Below are 19,306 nucleotides of genomic sequence, written 5' to 3' on the forward strand. Positions count from 1 at the left end.
TTAGGCTTCTTTAATAACTTTTTAACAAGTTTTTTTATTCATACTGCATTCTTTGTATTGTATTATAAAATATATCATAATCAATTACTCTAAAGTCATCTTGAACACTTTCTGTCCAGTTTGGAGTCTTTTTATTATTCTGAAATTTACTTGCAGTGATGATTGCTTCTTCAATTAAGGTTAAAGAGTTTATATCCAAACGATTTCCTCTTTTTAGTATAACAGTTCTATAAGGTGTTTCATTTGGTTTTACACTCCCATAGAGTGGATGAGATAAAAGTTCATATCCTTCATGTATCAAATCTCTACTTGCTTCTAAGATTCCAATATAAGTTGTGTCTTTAAACAAAACTTCTCTTTCTTGAACTTCTTCTCTTACTTTCGGATTATTTGTAATTATTATCATTTTTTTACTCTCTTTCAATCTTTTATTTATTACTTGATAAATAAAAAACAGGAAAAACAAATCTCCCAATTTGTCTTCCCTGTTAAAATCATTTTCAGAGCCCCGTCCAAGTACAGTCATTTTTACCTGAGAATTTCATCTAATCTTTTGGGTAAATAGGATTAAATTTGTCCCTTCGGTCGCTTTTTTATAAAGCAGTCTCCCATACTCTTCATCCGGATTATTAAGTTATCAGAAAATTGAAAATTAAGCAATTTATCCTTTGTTTTCTATAAATAGCTTTTTTCTATCTCTGTTGACTTAAGTATATAAACATTCTATAAAATTTGCAATAGTTTTTTTATATGTATTTTGTATACATTTTTACTTTTTTTTCCAAATGTTGATATTGCATATTTCCTGTATTTTCTTTTTTTTTTAAGCACAAATCTTTTTTGGTTTATTTTATCAAATCGATTAAAAGTATAACTATTTTCGTATCAAACCTTTAATTTTTATATATTTTTTAATTTTTCACTTTTACACAATAAAATTCTCATAATTGTTTATAATTTGCTATCATTTACTTCATCAAACCAGGATTTAACATCGCCTATTATAGACTTAATACAGTCATTATCAAATGGTGAATATAAATTCCCCATACTTACAATATCTAAAAATGATTTTGTTCCTCCAACTTTACAAATATTTATATAATCTTGCCATCCTATATCTCTATCTCGAATCATTTTTTTCCAAAATTGTAATGCACAAATTTGAGCTAGTACATAGTCTATGTAATAAAACGGATTTTTAAATATATGACCTTGCTTAAACCACCAACAACCTCTCTCTAAAAAAGAATTATTATCATAACTTCTATGAGGTAAATATTTTTTCTCTAAATATCTCCATTTTTCTTTTCTTTTTTCCTTATCCTCGTTGGGATTTTTATAAACATAATGCTGAAACTCATCAACAATTATTCCATAAGGTATAAATTTGACTGCTGTCGACAAGTGAGTAAATTTATATTTATCTGTATCTTCTTTAAAAAACAAGTTCATCCATGGCCATGTTATAAATTCCATACTCATTGAATGAATTTCACAACTATCAAGTGTGGGAAAATTAATCTCTGGCATATCAATCCATCTAGACATGTATAACTGGAACGCATGTCCTGCTTCATGTGTTAATACATCTATGTCATCATAAGTTTGATTAAAATTAGAAAAAATAAATGGTGACTTATAATCTGGTATGTAAGTACAATAACCCCCAGCTCCTTTTCCTTTCTTTGTTTCTAAATCCATAAGTTCATTTTCTAGCATAAAATTAAAAAATTCCTCTGTTTCTTTTGAGAGTTCACTATACATCCTTTGCCCATTCTGAATTATGTATTTTGAATCTCCTTTTAAACTTGCATTCCCTGTCAAAAACTCCATGTCTTCATCTATGTAACTTAAGTTCTCTAGACTAAGTCTTTTAGCTTGTTTTTCATAAAGCTCATTAGCCATTGGAACAATATATTTTAATACTTGTTTTCTAACATTTTCTATCATCTCCTCCCTATAGTCACTTCTCATCATTCTAATATATCCAAGCTCTACAAAATCTTCAAAACCTAATTTTTTAGATATTTTATCTCTAAGTTTAACTAATTTATCAAATATGTCATCAAATTTAGATTCGTTTTCTTCAAAAAAATTATAATATGCTTTGTTGGCTGATTCTCTTGTTTCTCTACACATAGAATACATAAACTTTCCCATACCAGATAAATTTCTTTCTTCTCCATCGAACATTATTTGTGCTGATGCTAAAAGTTTAGTATATTCTGAACACAATTTATTTTCTTCTTGCAATTCACTTATTATATCTTTAGAAAAACTTTTTAAAGAATAGTCTATTATTGTAAAAAATTGTTCTCCTAATTTTTTTATCAAATCACATTTAAACTTTGAATTTATTATAGCATCATAAAAATAAGAATTTAATTCTTCATACAAAGGTAAATATTCATCCCAGTAATTTTTTTCCTCTTGATAGAATTTATTACAGGTATCGATGCTATATCTTATAGATGCTATATTTGACAACGTTTCTATTTTATTTCTTAATAAATTAATCTTATCTATATTCTTTTGCTGTTCTTCATAGTTACAAGATTTCTTTATATCTTCTACACACTCCAAAAACTCTTTTTTTATACTATCATAATTGGGTCTTTCATACTTAAATTGTGAAAACTTCATTTCAAACTCTCCTTTACAATTTTATTTTATATCCTTATATACATATTTTTATATGCTAACCAATGACAATTTATAAATTATTATATATATTAAATATTCTTTACATTGTAATCATGTTGAATAATAACATATGGTTGATATAATTACAATATTTTGTAGTATAAATCTAACTATTATATACATTATTATAAAAACATTTATATAAAAGATACACATTTTATAATAAATACTTATATTTACATAGTAGTGCAAACGATAGCATTTTTATAATTAATCCTTATAAAATAATTTAAAGTCTACTTTCTAAATATACATATTGCACAGATAATATTTTTATCAAAAAATTAATATTATTAAACTTTCTAAATTGCTTATCTCTTGGTATAATAGTATACAAAACTAATCATATTTTCCACTGAAATTTTGTTCAACGCTAGTTGTGTCAACGTTTTCACAGGAAAATTGAGTATATAATTTACTGGAGGTTGATATGTACAAATTAATCGCATTAGATATTGATGGAACAATATTAAATACACAAAAAAGGATTACTCCTGAAGTCTTTGAATCCATTCAAGAAGCAAAAAAGGCTGGAGCCAAAGTTGTTATAACCACAGGTAGACCTCTTCCTGGTGTAAAAGCACTTCTAAATCAATTAAACTTAACAGATGAAGGTGATTATGTTATATGTTTTAATGGAGCCATTATTCAAGAAGTTAAAAGTGAAAAAATTATACATGATGTAGAAATGACTTTAGATGACTTTGATTTTATATATAATAATGTTTGTAAAAAATATAATACCAAAATACACATAAATACAATGACGAATTTAATTACACCAAACGAAATTCCTGGTAAGTATACACTTCATGAAGCGAAATTAAACAATATAGATGTTAAATATATTCAAAAAGATAAAATTGATGAATCTATTAAAATCTGTAAAATTATGATAGTTGATGAACCAGAAAGATTAGAAGAAATTATACAACAACTACCTAAAAATTTATTCAACAAATATACTATAGTAAGGTCTGCTCCTTTTTATCTGGAGTTTTTAGGTAAGACTACTAATAAAGGAACTGCCCTTAAAACATTGTGTACTAATTTAGATATTCCTATAGAAAAAGCTATTGCTGTTGGCGATGAAGAAAATGACCAACATATGATAAAATATGCAGGTCTTGGTGTAGCTATGGGAAATGCACGTAATAGTATAAAAGAAATTGCTGATTATGTTACAGATACCAATAACGAAAATGGAGTTGCAAAGGTTATAAATAAATATATACTTAATAGAGCTATTTAAACATATAAAAAACTAAAAATACCTCTTTAGTTTTAAATTCTATTTAATCTATATACTTGATAATAAAAGTATATAGATTAAATATTATCTAATATTTTTAGCTAAAGGCTATTTTTAGTTTTTCATATATGTATTTCTATAATAATACTTTTTGTTTCAATTTAAATATTTTATATGATTCACTTATTGCTTCATTAATATCTAAACAATATACATCATCATCATCTGATAATCCTGCTTCCTTTATCCAAGCATCAAAATCATTCTTCGTCCAGAAGAAATTCATTATATTTCAGCAACTTGCTGCCCAATTTGAATATTTATCAAGATTTATATGAAGTACTCTTAAGTATGGATTATTCACATATTCAACTTTTTCATTTTTTATAAAGATTTCTATTTCTTTCCCTGTAACACTACACATAGAACTTATTCTTATATCTTGGTTAAATGTGCAAGAAGTTCCTATAGCATCTATAGCACACATTGCACTAAAACTTCTCCCATCACTCAAAGTTACTTTATGATTAGTTGGTAATGCTGATACAGGATATATAAAATTTATACTATCTTCATCAACAACCATTATATTTTTATCAATAAAATATTTTAATGTATTTTCTATATATCCCTTTTCTAACTTCAAATTATTACTTATATATTCCGTCACTTCTTGAAGTGTAACACTAGAACCTTTATCTATTATCACATCCATAATAGATAGTCTTATTTTTTGTTGTACATCATCCAAACTATTGTATTTTTCTATTTGACTCATATCTACTCCTCTTTAAACCTCATAACACTTTGATAAAGTATCAGTTAATCTATTCTTATATTCTTCATATTTTTTACTTCCTCTAACTCTAGGTCTTGGAATATCTATGTTTATATCGTCAATAACTCTTCCTTTATCTCTTGACATTACAATAACTCTATCACTCATATATACAGCTTCATCAACATCATGAGTTACCATTAATGCAGTTATTTTCTTTTTTGTCCATATTCTTTCTAGTTCTTCTTGTAAGTTTTGTCTCATTTGAAAGTCAACTGCTCCCAATGGTTCATCCATTAATAATACTTCTGGATTACATGCTAAAGCCCTTATCATAGCCACTCTTTGTTTCATTCCTCCAGATAATTGATGAGGAAACAACTTTTCTTTACCTTTTAAGTCTGACATCACTAAAAGTTCTTCTAACATCTCTTCTCTTTTTTCCTTTGGTATCTTCTGCTGTTTCATAGGAAATAGAACATTACCTCTTATAGTTTTCCAAGGAAATAAAGCATAATTTTGAAATATAAAAGCTCTATCTATACCAGGTTTTTTAACTTTTTTATCATTTATAAAAACATCTCCACTTTCTGATTTTTGAAATCCACCTATTATAGTAAGTAGAGTCGTTTTTCCACATCCTGATGGTCCTAAAAGACAAACAAATTGACCATTTTCTATATCAATACTTATATCTTCTAAAACCTTTGTATGTACTTTATTATTTACAAAGGTTTTATTTATATCTCTTACACTTAACTTCATTAATCTGCAAACCTCCATCTACAAAGGATTTTATTTATAAACTTTAATACTCTATCTATTATAAATCCTATTAAAGCTGCAAATATCATAAGCCCAATTAATACATCTGTATGCATCAATGTTTGAGCTTGTACCATTGAGTAACCGAGACCGGCACTCGTAGCTATAAACTCTGCTCAGATAACAGACATCCATCCTGTACTTATAGCTATTCTTGAACCAGTTAGTATATCAGGAAGAGACGCTGGTACTATTACATTTGTAAATATCACAAATGGTGATGCACCCATACTCCTAGCTGCATTATAATAATCTTTTGATATTGCTCTTACACCTTGAATGGTATTTAGGATTATAGGAAAAACTCCTGAAAAAGCTATTAAAAATATTGTTGGACCATCTCCTATACCAAACCACACTATAGTAAGAGGTACCCATGCCATTATAGGAACTTGTCTTACAGAATCTACTACTGGAGATAAAACTTTTTCAAAAGTTTTAGAAAATCCCATTATAAATCCTATAGGAAGTCCAAATAATAGTGCATACATAAACCCTTTAAGTACCCTCTGTAATGTTATAAAAAGATTAGTAACTGTCTCTATGTCTGTTATGCAATAAAAGAAACCTTTTATTACATCTAATGGCATTGGGAGTAATAAAGAACTTCCTATATCTTTTGCTGCAAAATGCCAAACTGAAAATATAATTACTAAGAGTATTATCTTGTATAAAATATCCATATTACTACCAGATTTTTTCTTAGTTAATCTGTCTCTTTTATCTTTAGAAATTTTAATTTCCAATTTCTTATTTCCTCCATATCTATATTTCTTATATTCTTATACTCTTTCAGCGCTTTCTTAAATGTAGATTTATTATTTAAAGCATCAACACTTTTATTGTAAAGTTTTATAAAATCACTATATACATTACTTCTTTTAAATTTTTTGCTTACAACTAATACATAAGTATCATAATCACCCGATTCAGTTGTAGATTTCCTTGTACCTTCTAATCCGATTGATTTTATACAGTCCATTACAACACCATCTACTAGATTACTTTCTAATCCATACGCTAATGCAGTCCCTAATAATGGAGATATCTCTACATTTTTATAATATTTCTTCACTAATTCTGACTGATAATTTCTATTTTGAATAATTCCAATTTTTTTAGGATTGTTATCACTTAATAGGAATATATCTGAATTTTGAACCACTGTACCAGCAACTTCAAATCCACTCGTTGAATTTACATACTGTTTTGCTGCATCTTTACATATAATTGCTATATCTATTTCCTCTGAACTCAGAGCCCATTGCATTGTACTTGCTCAGCAATCATTAATTGTAAAAGTATCCATTATATCACTTACTTTTATATTTTCAAAGTAATCTCTATTTACCATATAATTTATTACAAAACCAGAGGTATCATCAGATACCCCTATTCTTAGTTTTCCCTCTATTTCTTCTTTATCTTCAAAATTAAAAAATATTATAAATACACTTCCCAAAACAATAATAAAAAGTATTATTATATTTTTTATATTCTCCATTTATTTATAATACCTTTGCTTTCCAATCTTCATAACTCATACCTTCTGGAAACTCTGGATTAACTTTTTCTTTTATAAACTTATCAAAATCATCTGCTCCACAAGAATCCAATAAACTTGTATCAATTGTATCTTCATATTTAGGTATATCATCTAATGCCTTTAAGTCTTTGTACAATTGTAGATTATTTTTATATTCTTCCCCTGTAACCTTCCAAGTAAGTGTTCTACCTTCTCCAACTGTCTTTTTATAAATAGTTCTAAGTGCAACTTCTTCTTCTACATTATAATATTTTGCAAATACCTTAGCCGCTTCAGCTGGATTTGTATATATATATTCTATTGCTTTTGTATGAGCTAAAACTAATTTTTTTGCTAAATCTGGATGGTCTTTTATAAAGTTTTTGTTTAATGAGAATGAACAACAGTTATATTCTTTGCCATTAGCTTTTTCTTTATATTGAGTAGATGCTATTATTTTTCCTACACCATCATTTTCAGCTACAGAACCCCAAGGGTCACAAGATGTAAAGGCTTGTATTTTCCCAGTTTTAAGAGCCAAATATTTATCTTTGTCTGAATCCATATTTACAATTTCATATTTTGATGGGTCAGTTGGTAGACCTGTTTCTGGCCCATAATCACTTGTCCATAAGAAATCACTCATATCTGTTGCTATTTTTTTACCTACTAAATCTTTAGGTTCTTTTATATCTTTTGAAACTATTAAATATTCAGAACCACCAGTATGATTATTAGCTGCTATTGTTATTGGCGAACCTTTAGGTATAGCTCCCACTAGACCTTTTGTTCCTATATAACCAGCATCCATTTTTCCTGCTGCCATAGCTTCAGGAACTTTACCATTTCCAACAGTTTTTACATTAAGACCTAAATCTTTATATATTCCTGCTGCTTCTGCAACTGGTCCAGCAGTCATATGGTCACAATTATAATACCCTACTGTTATTGTGTAATCATCCTTTCCAGCTTTTGCTTCTTCCTTCTCTTTTGGTTTACTGCTACATCCTGTTAGTATAGATGCTCCCATTACACTAACTAAGATTAATGCTTGAATCTTTTTAGATACTCTCATCTAACTTTCCCACCTTTATGTATTATTTTTACTTTTAGCAACATTTGTCCATATCTTCTCCAAATAAATCAACAAACTTGTTGCCTTCTACCCTATAAATTGCATACCCTACATTACCATTTTTAGAACCTGACACAATTACTTCTATTGGTGGTTCATCATCAATATTTTTAAAGGTTATAGTTTGATTCTCTATAGGCGCTGGTATTGCTTTTGTTGTATAATGACTGCCTTTATCAGAAACTACCACTACCATTTCATTTGAATTACTACCTTTTTTATATATAACTACTAAATCTTTTTTTCCATCATTATTTAAGTCTTCTTCAGCACAAGTTATTATATCTTCTTTATAATTTTTTCTAAAATATTCTAATGTTTCTTTATTCACGTTTGGAATAGAGGCATCTTCTTCAAGGTTATCATCCACTATTTTTGATAAAATTATTAATGCGACTACTACACAAGATATTATAACTATTTTTTTAAGCATGATTTCCTATGACCTCTTTCATTTTTGGTATTATTGATTTACATGCAAATAAAATAATTAAAATTGTACACACATATTCAAAACTATCTGGTATATTTAACATTAGTTTATTTGCCAATTGTATTGAAGAATTTGTTGTATCTAAATTTACTGAATTATCATTTACTAAAAGTAAATTTGTTATGTATCCAATTACTATTGAGGATAACGTCAATGTTACTGAATATATAATAACAGTTCTTTTCCCAATAAGTTTAAACATACTTATAAGTTCTGGTAAGTTTGTAGCTGCTCCAGCTATTAGAAAGGTTATTGCTATACCAGGAGATGCTCCACTGGCAACAAGAGCTGCTATAAATGGAATATGTCCTACTGCACATACATACATAACACATGCAAGTATTGCTATACTTCCAAGAGATAGCAATCCTGGATTACCTAAATATTTTTGAATTATGCTATTTGGAAAAATAGTTGTTATAAATCCTGCAAAAAGCATCCCCATTACTACATACTTACTAATGGTAAGAGCTAATTCTCCAAAAGACCATTTGAGACCATCAATTATATTTTCTATAAAACTTCTCTTTTCTTCCTCTAATTCTATTACATCCTCGTCTGAATCATTATGCAAAGACAATTCTTCTTTTCCAAAACAATTTCCTAAAAATCCTACTAAAAATGGCACTAAAAAACCAGCTATTAGATAAATAATTGTAACTTTAGGTCCTAAAAGACCTAAACAAAGAACTACAGCTATTGGATTTATTATCGGAGTTGATGTCATAAAAGCAAGCACTGGACCTAAGTATGCTCCTGAATAATACATGCTTATACCAAGTGGGATTACCCCACAACTACATATTGGTAAAAACATTCCTGAGATAGTGCTTTTAATCAAAGAAGAAAACTTCTTATTTCCAAGTTGTTTTTGAAACCTTTTTGGAGTTAAAACATTGTGAAGCACACCTGCCAATATAAAACTTATCATAAGCCATCCTGATGCTCCATTCAATGTAACTATAGAAGCTACTATAGTCTCTTTAAGTCCATTTAAAACAATTTCTAATATATTCATTTTTGATACTCCTAATTTTAAACTTTTAACTATTATTTATAGCTTCTACTATTGCCTTTTCAATTGTATCTTTATTTAATCTGTCATATTTTTTCTTCTGATTTATTATTAATGTTCCTTTTGTTATAATTCCATATTTTTTTACATATGAAAAATCTTTACCTGCCTGATACAGTTTCACTTCCAATTTATCAGTATACTTTTCTGCTACTTTTTTTATAAACACTCCATGCTCATCACAAGATGGTCAAGTATTTATAAATTCAACTAAAATTTTAGACATTTGTTCATCCCCTACTCAAACAATTTATCCTTGACTTAAAATAATCCACAGAAAATAAGTTTTCCCATGGATTGTATACCAAACTGTTTTATAATGTTATGACTTGGTCTATACCTGCACTACCTAAACAAGCATATAAGTTTGGAAAGCATCCAATCGTAGCTCCATCAACCAAGTTATTCTCTATACCTCTCTCTATGGCACATTGGTCACAAGCCATTATTATCATATCAGTTTTTTTATGTAATTCACTTAGTTTTTCTCCTATTGGATTCCCTTTAGATAAAAATAATGTATTATCCATAAAGAAAAACATCCCTAGAACATCTACTCCATGAGTTCCTTGTTCTAATTGTGGTATTATCATTTTGTCTAAAATTTTATGTACATTAGTACTATTGAAGATATATGCTACTTTCATTTTTATTCCTCCATCCAATTTTTACCTAAATTTTATACAAATTTTTACATATACAATTATATTATAAGTTCTTTTATATTTATCTGTAAAATAGATAATAACTATGTAATTAAAAGTGTATATAGTATTTATCTATACAAATTAAATTATTAATTAAACTTTTCTCTATTTTTATTAATTTTAACAAACAAAAGATAGACTCCCTAAATTTACATAGTAAATTTAGGGAGTCTATCTTAATTAAATTTATATCAATATCAAATTTATATATTTCTCAGATTTTTCATACTTATATCAAGAGCTTTGACAGAGTGTGTAAGTGCTCCTACAGAAACGACATCCACCCCAATTTTCCCGATAGATTCTATAGTATCTAAATTCACATTCCCAGAAAATTCTACAATTGCCCTTCCATTTATAATATCTACAGCTTGTTTTGCTATTTCTAAGCTCATATTATCCAACATTATTATATCTGCTTTGGCTTCTATAGCTTCTTTTACCATATCTAATGTTTCCACTTCTACTTCTATTTTTCTGACAAAAGAAGTGTTTTTTCTAGCTAATTCAACTGCATTTTTAACACTACCAGCAGCTCCAATGTGATTATCTTTAAGCAATATTCCATCAGATAAATTAAATCTATGATTACATCCTCCACCTACTTTTACAGAATATTTATCTAATATTCTAAGATTAGGTATTGTTTTTCTACTATCTAACAACTTTGTATTTGTACCTTCAAGCTTTTGAACATATTTACTAGTAGTAGTAGCTATACCACTCATTCTCTGTAAATAATTTAATGCCACACGTTCTCCTACAAGTAGATTTCTAGTATTACCAGTTAATACAGCTATCTTTTCACGATTTTTTACTTTATCACCATCATTTTTATATAACTCTACATCTACATTTCCAATTATCTCAAAAACCCTCTTAAATACGCCTAATCCAGCTATTATACCATCTTGCTTACAAATCAAATCTACAGTAGACTTAGAATCTTCATCTACAATAGAATTAGTTGTTATATCTTCACTTGGAACATCTTCTATTAAAGCATCCTGTATCATTCTATCAATAATCAAATAATTCATCGCCAAAATCCTCACTTGTTCTTTCAATTTCTTTTATGACTAATATTTTATTCTCTTTTTTTATCTTTTCTATATCTATGTCCATATCTGGTATATCTATAAATTTAACTTTTATATTGCCCATAACTGAGTTTATACTCTTGGCGGCTCTCTTTGAAAATACAAGCCCTTCAAGTAAAGAATTACTTGCCAGTCTATTTGCTCCATGAACACCTGTACAACTAATCTCACCAACTGCATATAAATTTTCCATAGATGTTTTCGAGTCTAAGTCGACATGTATTCCACCCATAAAATAATGTTGTGCAGGTGATACTTTTATATATTCCTTAGTTATATCTGTCCCTCTAACCAAACATTCATTGTAAATGAAAGAAAATCTGTTAATTAAGTATTCACTACCTAAATGAGTTGCATCTAAATATACATAAGGTGAATTATCTTTTTCCATCTGCTCAAAAATAGCTTTTGAAACTACATCTCTAGGAAGAAGTTCATCAACAAATCTTTCTTTATTTTTATTTAAAAGTTTAGCACCCTCTCCTCTTAGTGATTCAGATATAAGCATTCGCCTACCTTCACTATTCTCTTCATAAAAAGCTGTAGGATGTATTTGAATATACTCTAAGTTCTCTATCTTTATATCATTTTTTAAAGCTATAGCAATTCCATCACCTGTAAGATGTCTTTGGTTTGTAGAGTTTTTGAAAAGTCCACCTATTCCACCTGTAGCCAAAACTACCACTTTTGAAAAAACATTAATTTCTTTTTGAAACTTAAAAATTCTAGCTCCTATACACTTATTACCATCTTTTAATATATCTAAAAGATACGCATCTTCTATAAGAGTTATATTTTCTCTAGTTTTAGCTTCTTTTAATAAAGTCTTAAAAACAACCTCTCCAGTATTATCTTTACTATGAACTATCCTATTTACACTATGAGCACCTTCTCTAGTGTAATCTATTTCTCCATTTTCTCTATCTAAAGGCATACCATAATCTACTATTTGTCCTACATTTTCAATAGATTCATCTGCAAGAACTTGGACTGCTTCAACTCTATTTTTATACTGACCAGCCTTCATTGTATCTTCCACAAAAGACTCTATATCATCAATATTTCTAGCAGTTGAAATTCCACCTTGTGCAAGATATGTATTATTATTTTCAATTGTAGATTTTGATACTACTAATACATTTAAATTTTTATCTAAATTTAAGGCACAATATAATCCTGAAATGCCACTTCCAACTATTAAAACATCTTGTTCTAAATTCATAAGTCTATCCCTCTATCCTTCTGCTAATCTGTGCATATTAAGCAGTGAATTTAAAGCCTTTTCCATGATTTCATCTTCTACAGTAACTTCATTTTCCATATTTTTAAGTGTACTGTATAAATTTTCTAATGTAGTCTTTTTCATATCAGTACATAGTATTTTTCCTCCAGGGATATAAAAGTTTTTATTAGGATTCTTTTTCTTTAATTCATGTAATATTCCTTCTTCAGTTGCTATTATAAAATCTTTATTTTCACTACTAGTAGCATATTTTATTATTCCTGCTGTGCTACCTACATAATCTCCTAAATCTCTTATTTCCTTTTTACATTCTGGATGTACCAATACTTCTGCATCTTCATATTTATCTTTTAATTCAATTATTTCTTCAACCTTTATATTATTGTGGTATTTACAATATCCATCCCAAAATATAAAGTTTTTATCTGGAAATTTCTCTGCAATATATCCTCCTAAGTTTTTATCTGGAAGGAATATGATTTCTTTATTATCTATGTGTTCTAATATTTTAATTGCACTAGACGATGTAACAGAAACATCACAATGTGCCTTGACTTTAGCTGTAGAGTTTATATAACATACAACCAAAGCATTTGGATACTGTTCTTTTAGTTTTACCACGCCTTCTTCATCTACCATATCTGCCATAGCACACCCAGCGTTACTTACTGGCATCAATACAGTTTTCTCAGGTGATAATATCTTAGCACTTTCTCCCATAAATCTTACTCCACAAAATACAACCACATCTTCTTTACAATCTCTAGCAATTTCACTTAAGTAATATGAGTCACCAACTGCATCTGCTAATTCTTGTATTTCTGGTGGTTGATAAAAATGGGCAAGTATTATTGCATTTTTTTCTTTCTTTAGCTCTTTGATTAGATATGTTAAATCTTTATCCATAATTGCACCGCTTTCTATATGTACTAGTGTATATACACCTGTAAATTCATTATATCACTTGACTATTCTTTCTTCAAGAATTTTAGACCTCTTAATATTGTTAAGATATAGACATTTAAATTATCAATTGATTTCTCTTTTTTACTTATCTATTTAAACTATTTTTTATGTTTTTTTATTTTTTTGTAAAATATTATCAGAATTTTGTTTATATTCTTTATTATTATAATATTGAAAATTTTTCCAAACACATGTATACTAAGTACATGATTATGTGTATGTATTAATTTCTGAAATTATATTACTTTTAGTATTTTATAGAATTGGTAAGTTATTTCAATACGTATACAGAATCCAAAAAATTTTATAAATGGGGTGATATTATGACAACGTTCTTAATTGGATTGGCTATATTACTAATAGGAGGCGCTTTATATGGTGCTTATTGTGAAAAAGTATTTAGCCCAGATGACAGAAAAACACCTGCTCTTGCTCAGAGTGATGGTGTAGACTATGTTCCAATGAAAAAATGGAAGAATAGTCTCATTGAATTGCTTAATATAGCTGGTACAGGACCAATTCTAGGACCTATCCAAGGTATATTGTTTGGTCCAATAGCATTTATACTAATCCCTATTGGTTGTGTATTTGGAGGAGCTTTACATGACTATATGAGTGGAATGATTAGTATAAGAGAAAAAGGAGCACAGATGCCTTCCCTTATCAGTAGATTTTTGGGTAATAAAGTATTTCAAGTCTATAACATATTCCTTTGTCTATTAATGCTTTTAGTTGGTGCAGTTTTTATTTACACACCTGGAGATTTGGTTGTTACGCAAATCTTAAATATGAAGTCAACTATAAACAATCCAGTTGTATGGATAGTTTACGGAATTATTTTTGTATATTATTTATGTGCAACACTATTCCCAATTGATAAGATTATAGGAAAAATATATCCAATATTTGGAGCAATACTACTTTTATCTGCTGCTGGTGTTGGAATTGGGATATTTACACAAGGTTATGATTTAGCTAATCTAAGTCTTGCAAATTGGAAAGGTATTCATCCTGAAGGAATTCCTCTTATTCCTACATTCTTTGTTACGGTTGCTTGTGGTATAGTTTCTGGGTTCCACTCGACTCAAGCCACTCTTATAGCAAGATCTGTTTCAAATGAAAAAGAAGGAAAAACTACTTTTTATAATATGATGATTTTAGAAGGTTTAATTGCAATGATTTGGGCTGCAGCTGCTATGGGTATTTACAATAAAGGTATACCTAAGGAACTGATAGGCTCTCCTGATGTAATAGGCTTAGTTGCAAGAGATTTACTTGGTTCTATTGGTGGAATCATAGCAATAATAGGGATTATCATTTTACCAATAACTTCTGGAGATACAGCTTTAAGATCTCTAAGATTAATGCTTGCTGATTATTTCCATTATGACCAAAAGGAAAAGAAGCATCGTGTCATACTATCAATCTGTATATTTATTCCTGTCATAGCTATCCTCATATTTGCAAAACTCAGCGCTTCTGGATTTAATATATTATGGAGATATTTCTCATGGAGTAATCAAACCATTGCTATATTTGCATTTGCTATGATTACTGTCTATCTTATAATAAAAGAAAGAAATTATATTATAAGCTTAATTCCAGGTATGTTTTATTCTTTTATCATATTTAGCTATATATTCAATGCTCAAATTGGATTTAACTTAAGTATAAATATATCTTATATTTTAGCTGCTATATTTACTGTATTATATGCTGTTTTAACTGTCTACTATGGCAGAAAGTTAAAAAACAAAGCAGATGTAAAACTAGCTGACTAAAATCAAATAAAGTTACACTTAGATTAAACTTTTAATATAAAAATCATAAAAAGAGACTATCTCAATTTAGAGATTGTCTCTTTTTCATTCAACACATAAATAACTAAGTATTTACTCTTTATTGGAATATTTATCCTGAATTTCTAATATAAATAAATAAAAGTTTTAAAATAATCTACACATTTATATACTTAAAATAAATTTTTTTGGAGGAATACTTATGAATAATAAATTACATGAACTTGAAAAAAATCTACCAGAGACATCTTGTTCTTTTTGCACACATCTTTCATTCAAGGGGCCTAGCCTAGACTATAGATATGATATTAGATGTGTTATTTCGGATACTAAACCTGATTTTAGAGGTTGTTGTGAATATTTTGAACCAGAATATACAGAATTAGATACAGGAGATTTAGATAATTTATACATAAACTTTCTTGAAACATGTCTCAAGGTTAACTACAATGATTACATCAATTCTATGTACTGGAAGTTATTTAGAGAAAGAATTTTACTAGAAAACAATTTTAAATGTTCTATATGTGGTTCAACTGAAAATATAGATGTATACCATGTCAATAGAAATTTAGGAAGAGAAACTTCAAAAGATGTAGTTGTTAGATGTGATAAATGTAATTGTAAATAGGTGTATAAAATTTAAATAACTTCACATAATAAGTTTAAATAAAACTTAGGAGGTTATTTTATGAAAAATAATAATTTAAATTGCGATGCTACTAATTGTGCTTATAATACTAGTGGATACTGTTATGCTGGTAATATAAAAGTAGATGGAATGCAAGCAACTACTACAGGAAATACTTATTGTGCTTCTTTTGAAGACAAATATACTTCAGGAATAACTAGTCGTTCTAATGATACTAATCAAGTTGATACAGACAATATTCATTGTGAGGCTGTAAAATGTAAATACAATAAAAATGAACTTTGTAAAGCTGAAAAAGTTCATATAAATTCAGGAAATGCAAGTTGTGAGACTTTTGAAATGAAATAAATTTCTTGTTATTTAATTGTATAACATTTATGAAAATCAAAATGGAACCTATAAAACAGACTTCTTTTATTAATGCTGTCTATTTATAGGTTCTTTTTTAAAACAAATCATAAATCACATTCATAAAATTAATTATTATTGTAATATATTTATCTGGAAGTAAATTTAACACCCAAAATATCCATAAGGAACATGAATATTGGGACTCCAATTAATAATCCCCATACACCCAAGTAATGCTCTCCTACAAGTAAAATAATAAACACAAAACAAACTGGAAGTTTCGTTCTATTTGACATCAATTTAGGATTTAATATGTATGTTTCTACTGCGTGTACTATACAAATCATCACTAAGACTCCAAGTACTTTTGTTATCCCACCTATGTTAAAGGCAATCACAGTTAGAGGAATTAATGATACTATAACTCCTGCCACTGGAATAAGACCTAATACGAAAATCATAAATCCTAAAGCCCATATTTGAGGGAATCCCATGAAACCTAAAAAAATCATGGAAACAACAGAGTTTATAAATGCAATCATTACTTGTACTTTCATTACTTCGCCAAAATTTTTCACAAAACTCTTTCCAAAAAATACAAGAGAATTATAAATGAAAGAAATCTTACTATCTGCAAGTTTATTTCCAAATTTTTTAATATCATTTTTTTCAAGTAAAAGAAGTAAACTCAGTAAGAACCCTAACAATATGTTTACTCCAAAGCTTCCAACTTTTGTAGCTGTTGATGCTATAAGCAACCCTGCCTGTGAAACATATTTATTAAAATCTAACTTTGAAACAACAGGATAAAGTTTTGGACCTAAAGATTGAGCAAATTGATTTACATCAAAATTACTAAAAATCCTACTCAATTCTGTAAGTTGTACTATAATTATTGGTACAACTGCATAACTAATCAATACCAATAATACAGCAAATAGTAAGTATAATACTACAATTATCAACGAATCTGGAACAATTCTAGAAGATATTTTATTAATTCGTTTTCTTATGGCTACAAGTAAGTTATAGAAAATAAAAGTCATTATAAATGTTAAAAGCACCATATTTAACATATACCAGAATGTAATTAAAATAATTACTACAACAGATATAGAAACAATTTTATATTTTGAACCATCATGTGCCAATTCTTTGTTATCTTTCACAGTTTAAACCCTCCCCAAATTTTTATGACTTTAAAGTGCCACTCTTTTATTCTAATTATAAAAATAATCAAAAAGATTTAAAAACAACTTATTAATTCTTCATAAAACAATATTAAAATTTAGAGAAGATAATTCTATATAATCATGTTTATACTAAAATCTGCTCCATATCATAAGTTTAAATTATTATTATCTATATCATATAGTAATTCATATATTTCTGGATATTCAAAAAACAAACCATCCTTTATCAATTGTCTTATTCTATCTGTGCTTACCCATTTTATATCACTCACTTCTTCTTCCTGCAAAATAGCTTTTGATATATCATACTCCTTCTTGACAAAATATACATCCCAAAGAGTGTCGCCATGAATCATACTTCTAAAAACTTTCATTTCATCTTTTGATATATCTATCCCTATTTCTTCCTTTGCTTCACGAATTGCACCCTCCAAACTCTCTTCTCCAGAAATAATACATCCAGTTGTCATTCCCCACATATTTGGCAATGTCTTTTTACTTTTAGACCTTTTCTGAATTAAAATCTGAGAGTCTCTATTTAAAATCCATACTTCAACTGCTAAATGGCAATAACCTTCTTCAATAGAATTACCTCTTTCTATAACCTTTCCTGTTTTAATTCCATCAGTATTATATAAATCCCATAATTCCATTTCCAAATCTCCTTACCTTTACATAAATTAGACAAAATACAAATATATTTTAGTATACTTAATTTTGCTCATTTTTTATTGCAATACTTGATTTACACTTATGTTCATCACTTTTCTTTTCTTTCCATTCTTTTATATCGTCTATAATAAATCTATGTTTAAGCGATTTTGTATCAAAATTAAACATTCTAAATACTATTTGTAATACATATCCTAGTCCTAATGCACTTACAAGCGTACCAATACCTACAGAACCTCCTAATAACCAACCAACAACTAGAGCTAGTATTTCAAGAACTGTCCTAACAAGACGTACAGATTTATTAGTTTTCTTCTGAAGAGCAATCATAAGACCATCTCTTGGTCCACTTCCTAGACAAACACCTAAATATAGAAAACTTGCTATAGCTGCTAAAATAATTCCTATAACAACCATAAATACACCTACATAAGTGTTACTTGCATGAGGTATTACTTCAGAGAATATTACTAAATCAATAAATATTCCTATAAATGTCATGTTAAGTAGTGTACCCCATCCTATGTTTTCACCAAAAACTGCATCCAATATAACGATTATAACTCCGACCATTATAGATGCCTGACCTATAGTTATACCTAATTTTATAGATAACCCTTGATGAAGCACATCCCAAGGCATGAGCCCAACATGCGCATTAATCATCAATACAGAAGAAATTGCAAATATAAAAAAACCTGAAAATAATCTTACCATACTTTTTAAATTTATTTTTCCCATCAAAAATCACTCCTCATAATAATAATAACAATAAATAACAATAAAATATATATATAAATACAAAATTTTACATAACTCTTCATTAATTTAATA

The 19,306-nt window shown here is 28.1% G+C and carries 21 protein-coding genes and 1 riboswitch; of the genes, 4 read left to right on the forward strand and 17 right to left on the reverse strand.

Going from position 1 to position 19,306, the window contains the following annotated elements; all coding sequences use genetic code 11:
* Positions 1-34: 34 nt before the first annotated feature.
* Together ACTG47_RS12560 and ACTG47_RS12565 are read right to left on the reverse strand one after the other, a co-directional pair.
* The gene (locus ACTG47_RS12560; protein ID WP_169467821.1) at positions 35-406 is read right to left on the reverse strand and encodes a GrdX family protein; all 372 of its coding nucleotides are present in this window, start codon (positions 404-406) and stop codon (positions 35-37) included.
* A gap of 103 nt (positions 407-509) precedes the next feature.
* Positions 510-621, reverse strand: a riboswitch (glycine riboswitch).
* Positions 622-951: 330 nt separating this feature from the next.
* Positions 952-2,646 (reverse strand): M3 family oligoendopeptidase, encoded by a 1,695-nt coding sequence (locus ACTG47_RS12565; RefSeq protein ID WP_479924806.1) that lies wholly within the window; start codon positions 2,644-2,646, stop codon positions 952-954.
* A gap of 490 nt (positions 2,647-3,136) precedes the next feature.
* Between ACTG47_RS12565 and yidA the strand changes: the two genes are divergently transcribed.
* Positions 3,137-3,958 carry a sugar-phosphatase gene (gene yidA, locus ACTG47_RS12570; RefSeq protein WP_479924807.1) on the forward strand — a complete coding sequence of 274 codons (822 nt, stop codon included), beginning with the start codon at positions 3,137-3,139 and terminating at the stop codon, positions 3,956-3,958.
* Between the two features lie 136 nt (positions 3,959-4,094).
* Here yidA and saoL read toward each other — a convergent pair whose 3' ends face one another.
* The 12 genes from saoL to nadA form a co-directional block, all read right to left on the reverse strand.
* Positions 4,095-4,736 (reverse strand): MerB-like organometallic lyase SaoL, encoded by a 642-nt coding sequence (gene saoL / locus ACTG47_RS12575; RefSeq protein ID WP_479924808.1) that lies wholly within the window; start codon positions 4,734-4,736, stop codon positions 4,095-4,097.
* 12 nt (positions 4,737-4,748) lie between these two features.
* Complete coding sequence (gene saoA, locus ACTG47_RS12580) at positions 4,749-5,501, reverse strand: ABC transporter ATP-binding protein SaoA (protein WP_479924809.1); 753 nt, start codon at positions 5,499-5,501, stop codon at positions 4,749-4,751.
* A complete protein-coding gene (saoP, locus tag ACTG47_RS12585; protein ID WP_254176352.1) occupies positions 5,501-6,307 on the reverse strand; it encodes an ABC transporter permease subunit SaoP in 807 nt (268 codons plus the stop codon). The genes saoA and saoP overlap by 1 nt, the downstream gene beginning before the upstream one ends.
* The gene (gene saoB / locus ACTG47_RS12590) at positions 6,268-7,056 is read right to left on the reverse strand and encodes an ABC transporter substrate-binding (seleno)protein SaoB (protein WP_479927085.1); all 789 of its coding nucleotides are present in this window, start codon (positions 7,054-7,056) and stop codon (positions 6,268-6,270) included. Before saoB ends, saoP begins: the two co-directional genes overlap by 40 nt.
* Before the next feature lie 13 nt (positions 7,057-7,069).
* Positions 7,070-8,161: an ABC transporter substrate-binding subunit SaoX gene (gene saoX, locus ACTG47_RS12595; RefSeq protein WP_479924810.1), complete on the reverse strand. Its 1,092-nt coding sequence runs from the start codon at positions 8,159-8,161 to the stop codon at positions 7,070-7,072.
* Between the two features lie 34 nt (positions 8,162-8,195).
* Positions 8,196-8,654, reverse strand: a complete 459-nt coding sequence (saoC, locus tag ACTG47_RS12600) for a Cys-Cys-COOH (seleno)protein SaoC (protein WP_479924811.1) — start codon at positions 8,652-8,654, stop codon at positions 8,196-8,198.
* Complete coding sequence (saoE, locus tag ACTG47_RS12605) at positions 8,647-9,732, reverse strand: efflux transporter SaoE (protein ID WP_479924812.1); 1,086 nt, start codon at positions 9,730-9,732, stop codon at positions 8,647-8,649. Before saoE ends, saoC begins: the two co-directional genes overlap by 8 nt.
* 25 nt (positions 9,733-9,757) lie before the next feature.
* Positions 9,758-10,015: a thioredoxin-like (seleno)protein SaoT gene (gene saoT, locus ACTG47_RS12610; protein WP_479924813.1), complete on the reverse strand. Its 258-nt coding sequence runs from the start codon at positions 10,013-10,015 to the stop codon at positions 9,758-9,760.
* An 88-nt stretch (positions 10,016-10,103) separates the two neighbouring features.
* Entirely contained in the window at positions 10,104-10,436 is a 333-nt protein-coding gene (gene saoD, locus ACTG47_RS12615; RefSeq protein ID WP_054270968.1) for a DsrE-related protein SaoD, read from the reverse strand.
* A gap of 263 nt (positions 10,437-10,699) precedes the next feature.
* Positions 10,700-11,536: a carboxylating nicotinate-nucleotide diphosphorylase gene (gene nadC / locus ACTG47_RS12620; protein WP_479924814.1), complete on the reverse strand. Its 837-nt coding sequence runs from the start codon at positions 11,534-11,536 to the stop codon at positions 10,700-10,702.
* Positions 11,517-12,818, reverse strand: coding sequence for an L-aspartate oxidase (locus tag ACTG47_RS12625; protein WP_479924815.1), 1,302 nt, complete (start codon positions 12,816-12,818; stop codon positions 11,517-11,519). Before ACTG47_RS12625 ends, nadC begins: the two co-directional genes overlap by 20 nt.
* A gap of 12 nt (positions 12,819-12,830) precedes the next feature.
* Positions 12,831-13,745 carry a quinolinate synthase NadA gene (gene nadA / locus ACTG47_RS12630; RefSeq protein ID WP_479924816.1) on the reverse strand — a complete coding sequence of 305 codons (915 nt, stop codon included), beginning with the start codon at positions 13,743-13,745 and terminating at the stop codon, positions 12,831-12,833.
* Positions 13,746-14,128: 383 nt separating this feature from the next.
* On the opposite strand from nadA, the gene ACTG47_RS12635 reads away from it, so the two are divergent.
* The 3 genes from ACTG47_RS12635 (at position 14,129) to ACTG47_RS12645 (ending at position 16,604) form a co-directional block, all read left to right on the forward strand.
* A complete protein-coding gene (locus ACTG47_RS12635; protein WP_479924817.1) occupies positions 14,129-15,586 on the forward strand; it encodes a carbon starvation CstA family protein in 1,458 nt (485 codons plus the stop codon).
* Between the two features lie 220 nt (positions 15,587-15,806).
* The gene (locus ACTG47_RS12640) at positions 15,807-16,235 is read left to right on the forward strand and encodes a hypothetical protein (protein WP_479924818.1); all 429 of its coding nucleotides are present in this window, start codon (positions 15,807-15,809) and stop codon (positions 16,233-16,235) included.
* Positions 16,236-16,295: 60 nt separating this feature from the next.
* Positions 16,296-16,604, forward strand: coding sequence for a DUF1540 domain-containing protein (locus ACTG47_RS12645; RefSeq protein ID WP_169467635.1), 309 nt, complete (start codon positions 16,296-16,298; stop codon positions 16,602-16,604).
* Between the two features lie 149 nt (positions 16,605-16,753).
* Here the strand turns inward: ACTG47_RS12645 and ACTG47_RS12650 are convergent, their stop codons facing one another.
* From ACTG47_RS12650 to ACTG47_RS12660, 3 genes are all read right to left on the reverse strand, one after another.
* Positions 16,754-17,776: an AI-2E family transporter gene (locus ACTG47_RS12650; RefSeq protein WP_479924819.1), complete on the reverse strand. Its 1,023-nt coding sequence runs from the start codon at positions 17,774-17,776 to the stop codon at positions 16,754-16,756.
* A 170-nt stretch (positions 17,777-17,946) separates the two neighbouring features.
* On the reverse strand, positions 17,947-18,453 hold the full coding sequence (locus ACTG47_RS12655) for an NUDIX hydrolase (protein ID WP_479924820.1): 507 nt from the start codon (positions 18,451-18,453) through the stop codon (positions 17,947-17,949).
* Positions 18,454-18,511: 58 nt separating this feature from the next.
* Positions 18,512-19,213: a DUF6198 family protein gene (locus tag ACTG47_RS12660; protein WP_169467629.1), complete on the reverse strand. Its 702-nt coding sequence runs from the start codon at positions 19,211-19,213 to the stop codon at positions 18,512-18,514.
* Positions 19,214-19,306 lie beyond the last annotated feature (93 nt).

It is taken from the genome of Clostridioides sp. LIBA-6622 (assembly GCF_056716095.1).

Excerpts from the sequence above, each read along its gene's own strand:
- ACTG47_RS12560 (WP_169467821.1), bottom strand. The coding sequence starts at position 406 with ATGATAATAATTACAAATAATCCGAAAGTAAGAGAAGAAGTTCAAGAA.
- ACTG47_RS12625 (WP_479924815.1), bottom strand. The coding sequence starts at position 12,818 with ATGAATTTAGAACAAGATGTTTTAATAGTTGGAAGTGGCATTTCAGGA.
- ACTG47_RS12660 (WP_169467629.1), bottom strand. The coding sequence starts at position 19,213 with ATGGGAAAAATAAATTTAAAAAGTATGGTAAGATTATTTTCAGGTTTT.
- nadC (WP_479924814.1), bottom strand. The coding sequence starts at position 11,536 with ATGAATTATTTGATTATTGATAGAATGATACAGGATGCTTTAATAGAA.
- saoA (WP_479924809.1), bottom strand. The coding sequence starts at position 5,501 with ATGAAGTTAAGTGTAAGAGATATAAATAAAACCTTTGTAAATAATAAA.
- saoE (WP_479924812.1), bottom strand. The coding sequence starts at position 9,732 with ATGAATATATTAGAAATTGTTTTAAATGGACTTAAAGAGACTATAGTA.
- saoX (WP_479924810.1), bottom strand. The coding sequence starts at position 8,161 with ATGAGAGTATCTAAAAAGATTCAAGCATTAATCTTAGTTAGTGTAATG.
- ACTG47_RS12565 (WP_479924806.1), bottom strand. The coding sequence starts at position 2,646 with ATGAAGTTTTCACAATTTAAGTATGAAAGACCCAATTATGATAGTATA.
- ACTG47_RS12635 (WP_479924817.1), top strand. The coding sequence starts at position 14,129 with ATGACAACGTTCTTAATTGGATTGGCTATATTACTAATAGGAGGCGCT.
- ACTG47_RS12645 (WP_169467635.1), top strand. The coding sequence starts at position 16,296 with ATGAAAAATAATAATTTAAATTGCGATGCTACTAATTGTGCTTATAAT.
- saoC (WP_479924811.1), bottom strand. The coding sequence starts at position 8,654 with ATGCTTAAAAAAATAGTTATAATATCTTGTGTAGTAGTCGCATTAATA.
- saoD (WP_054270968.1), bottom strand. The coding sequence starts at position 10,436 with ATGAAAGTAGCATATATCTTCAATAGTACTAATGTACATAAAATTTTA.
- yidA (WP_479924807.1), top strand. The coding sequence starts at position 3,137 with ATGTACAAATTAATCGCATTAGATATTGATGGAACAATATTAAATACA.
- ACTG47_RS12655 (WP_479924820.1), bottom strand. The coding sequence starts at position 18,453 with ATGGAATTATGGGATTTATATAATACTGATGGAATTAAAACAGGAAAG.
- ACTG47_RS12640 (WP_479924818.1), top strand. The coding sequence starts at position 15,807 with ATGAATAATAAATTACATGAACTTGAAAAAAATCTACCAGAGACATCT.
- nadA (WP_479924816.1), bottom strand. The coding sequence starts at position 13,745 with ATGGATAAAGATTTAACATATCTAATCAAAGAGCTAAAGAAAGAAAAA.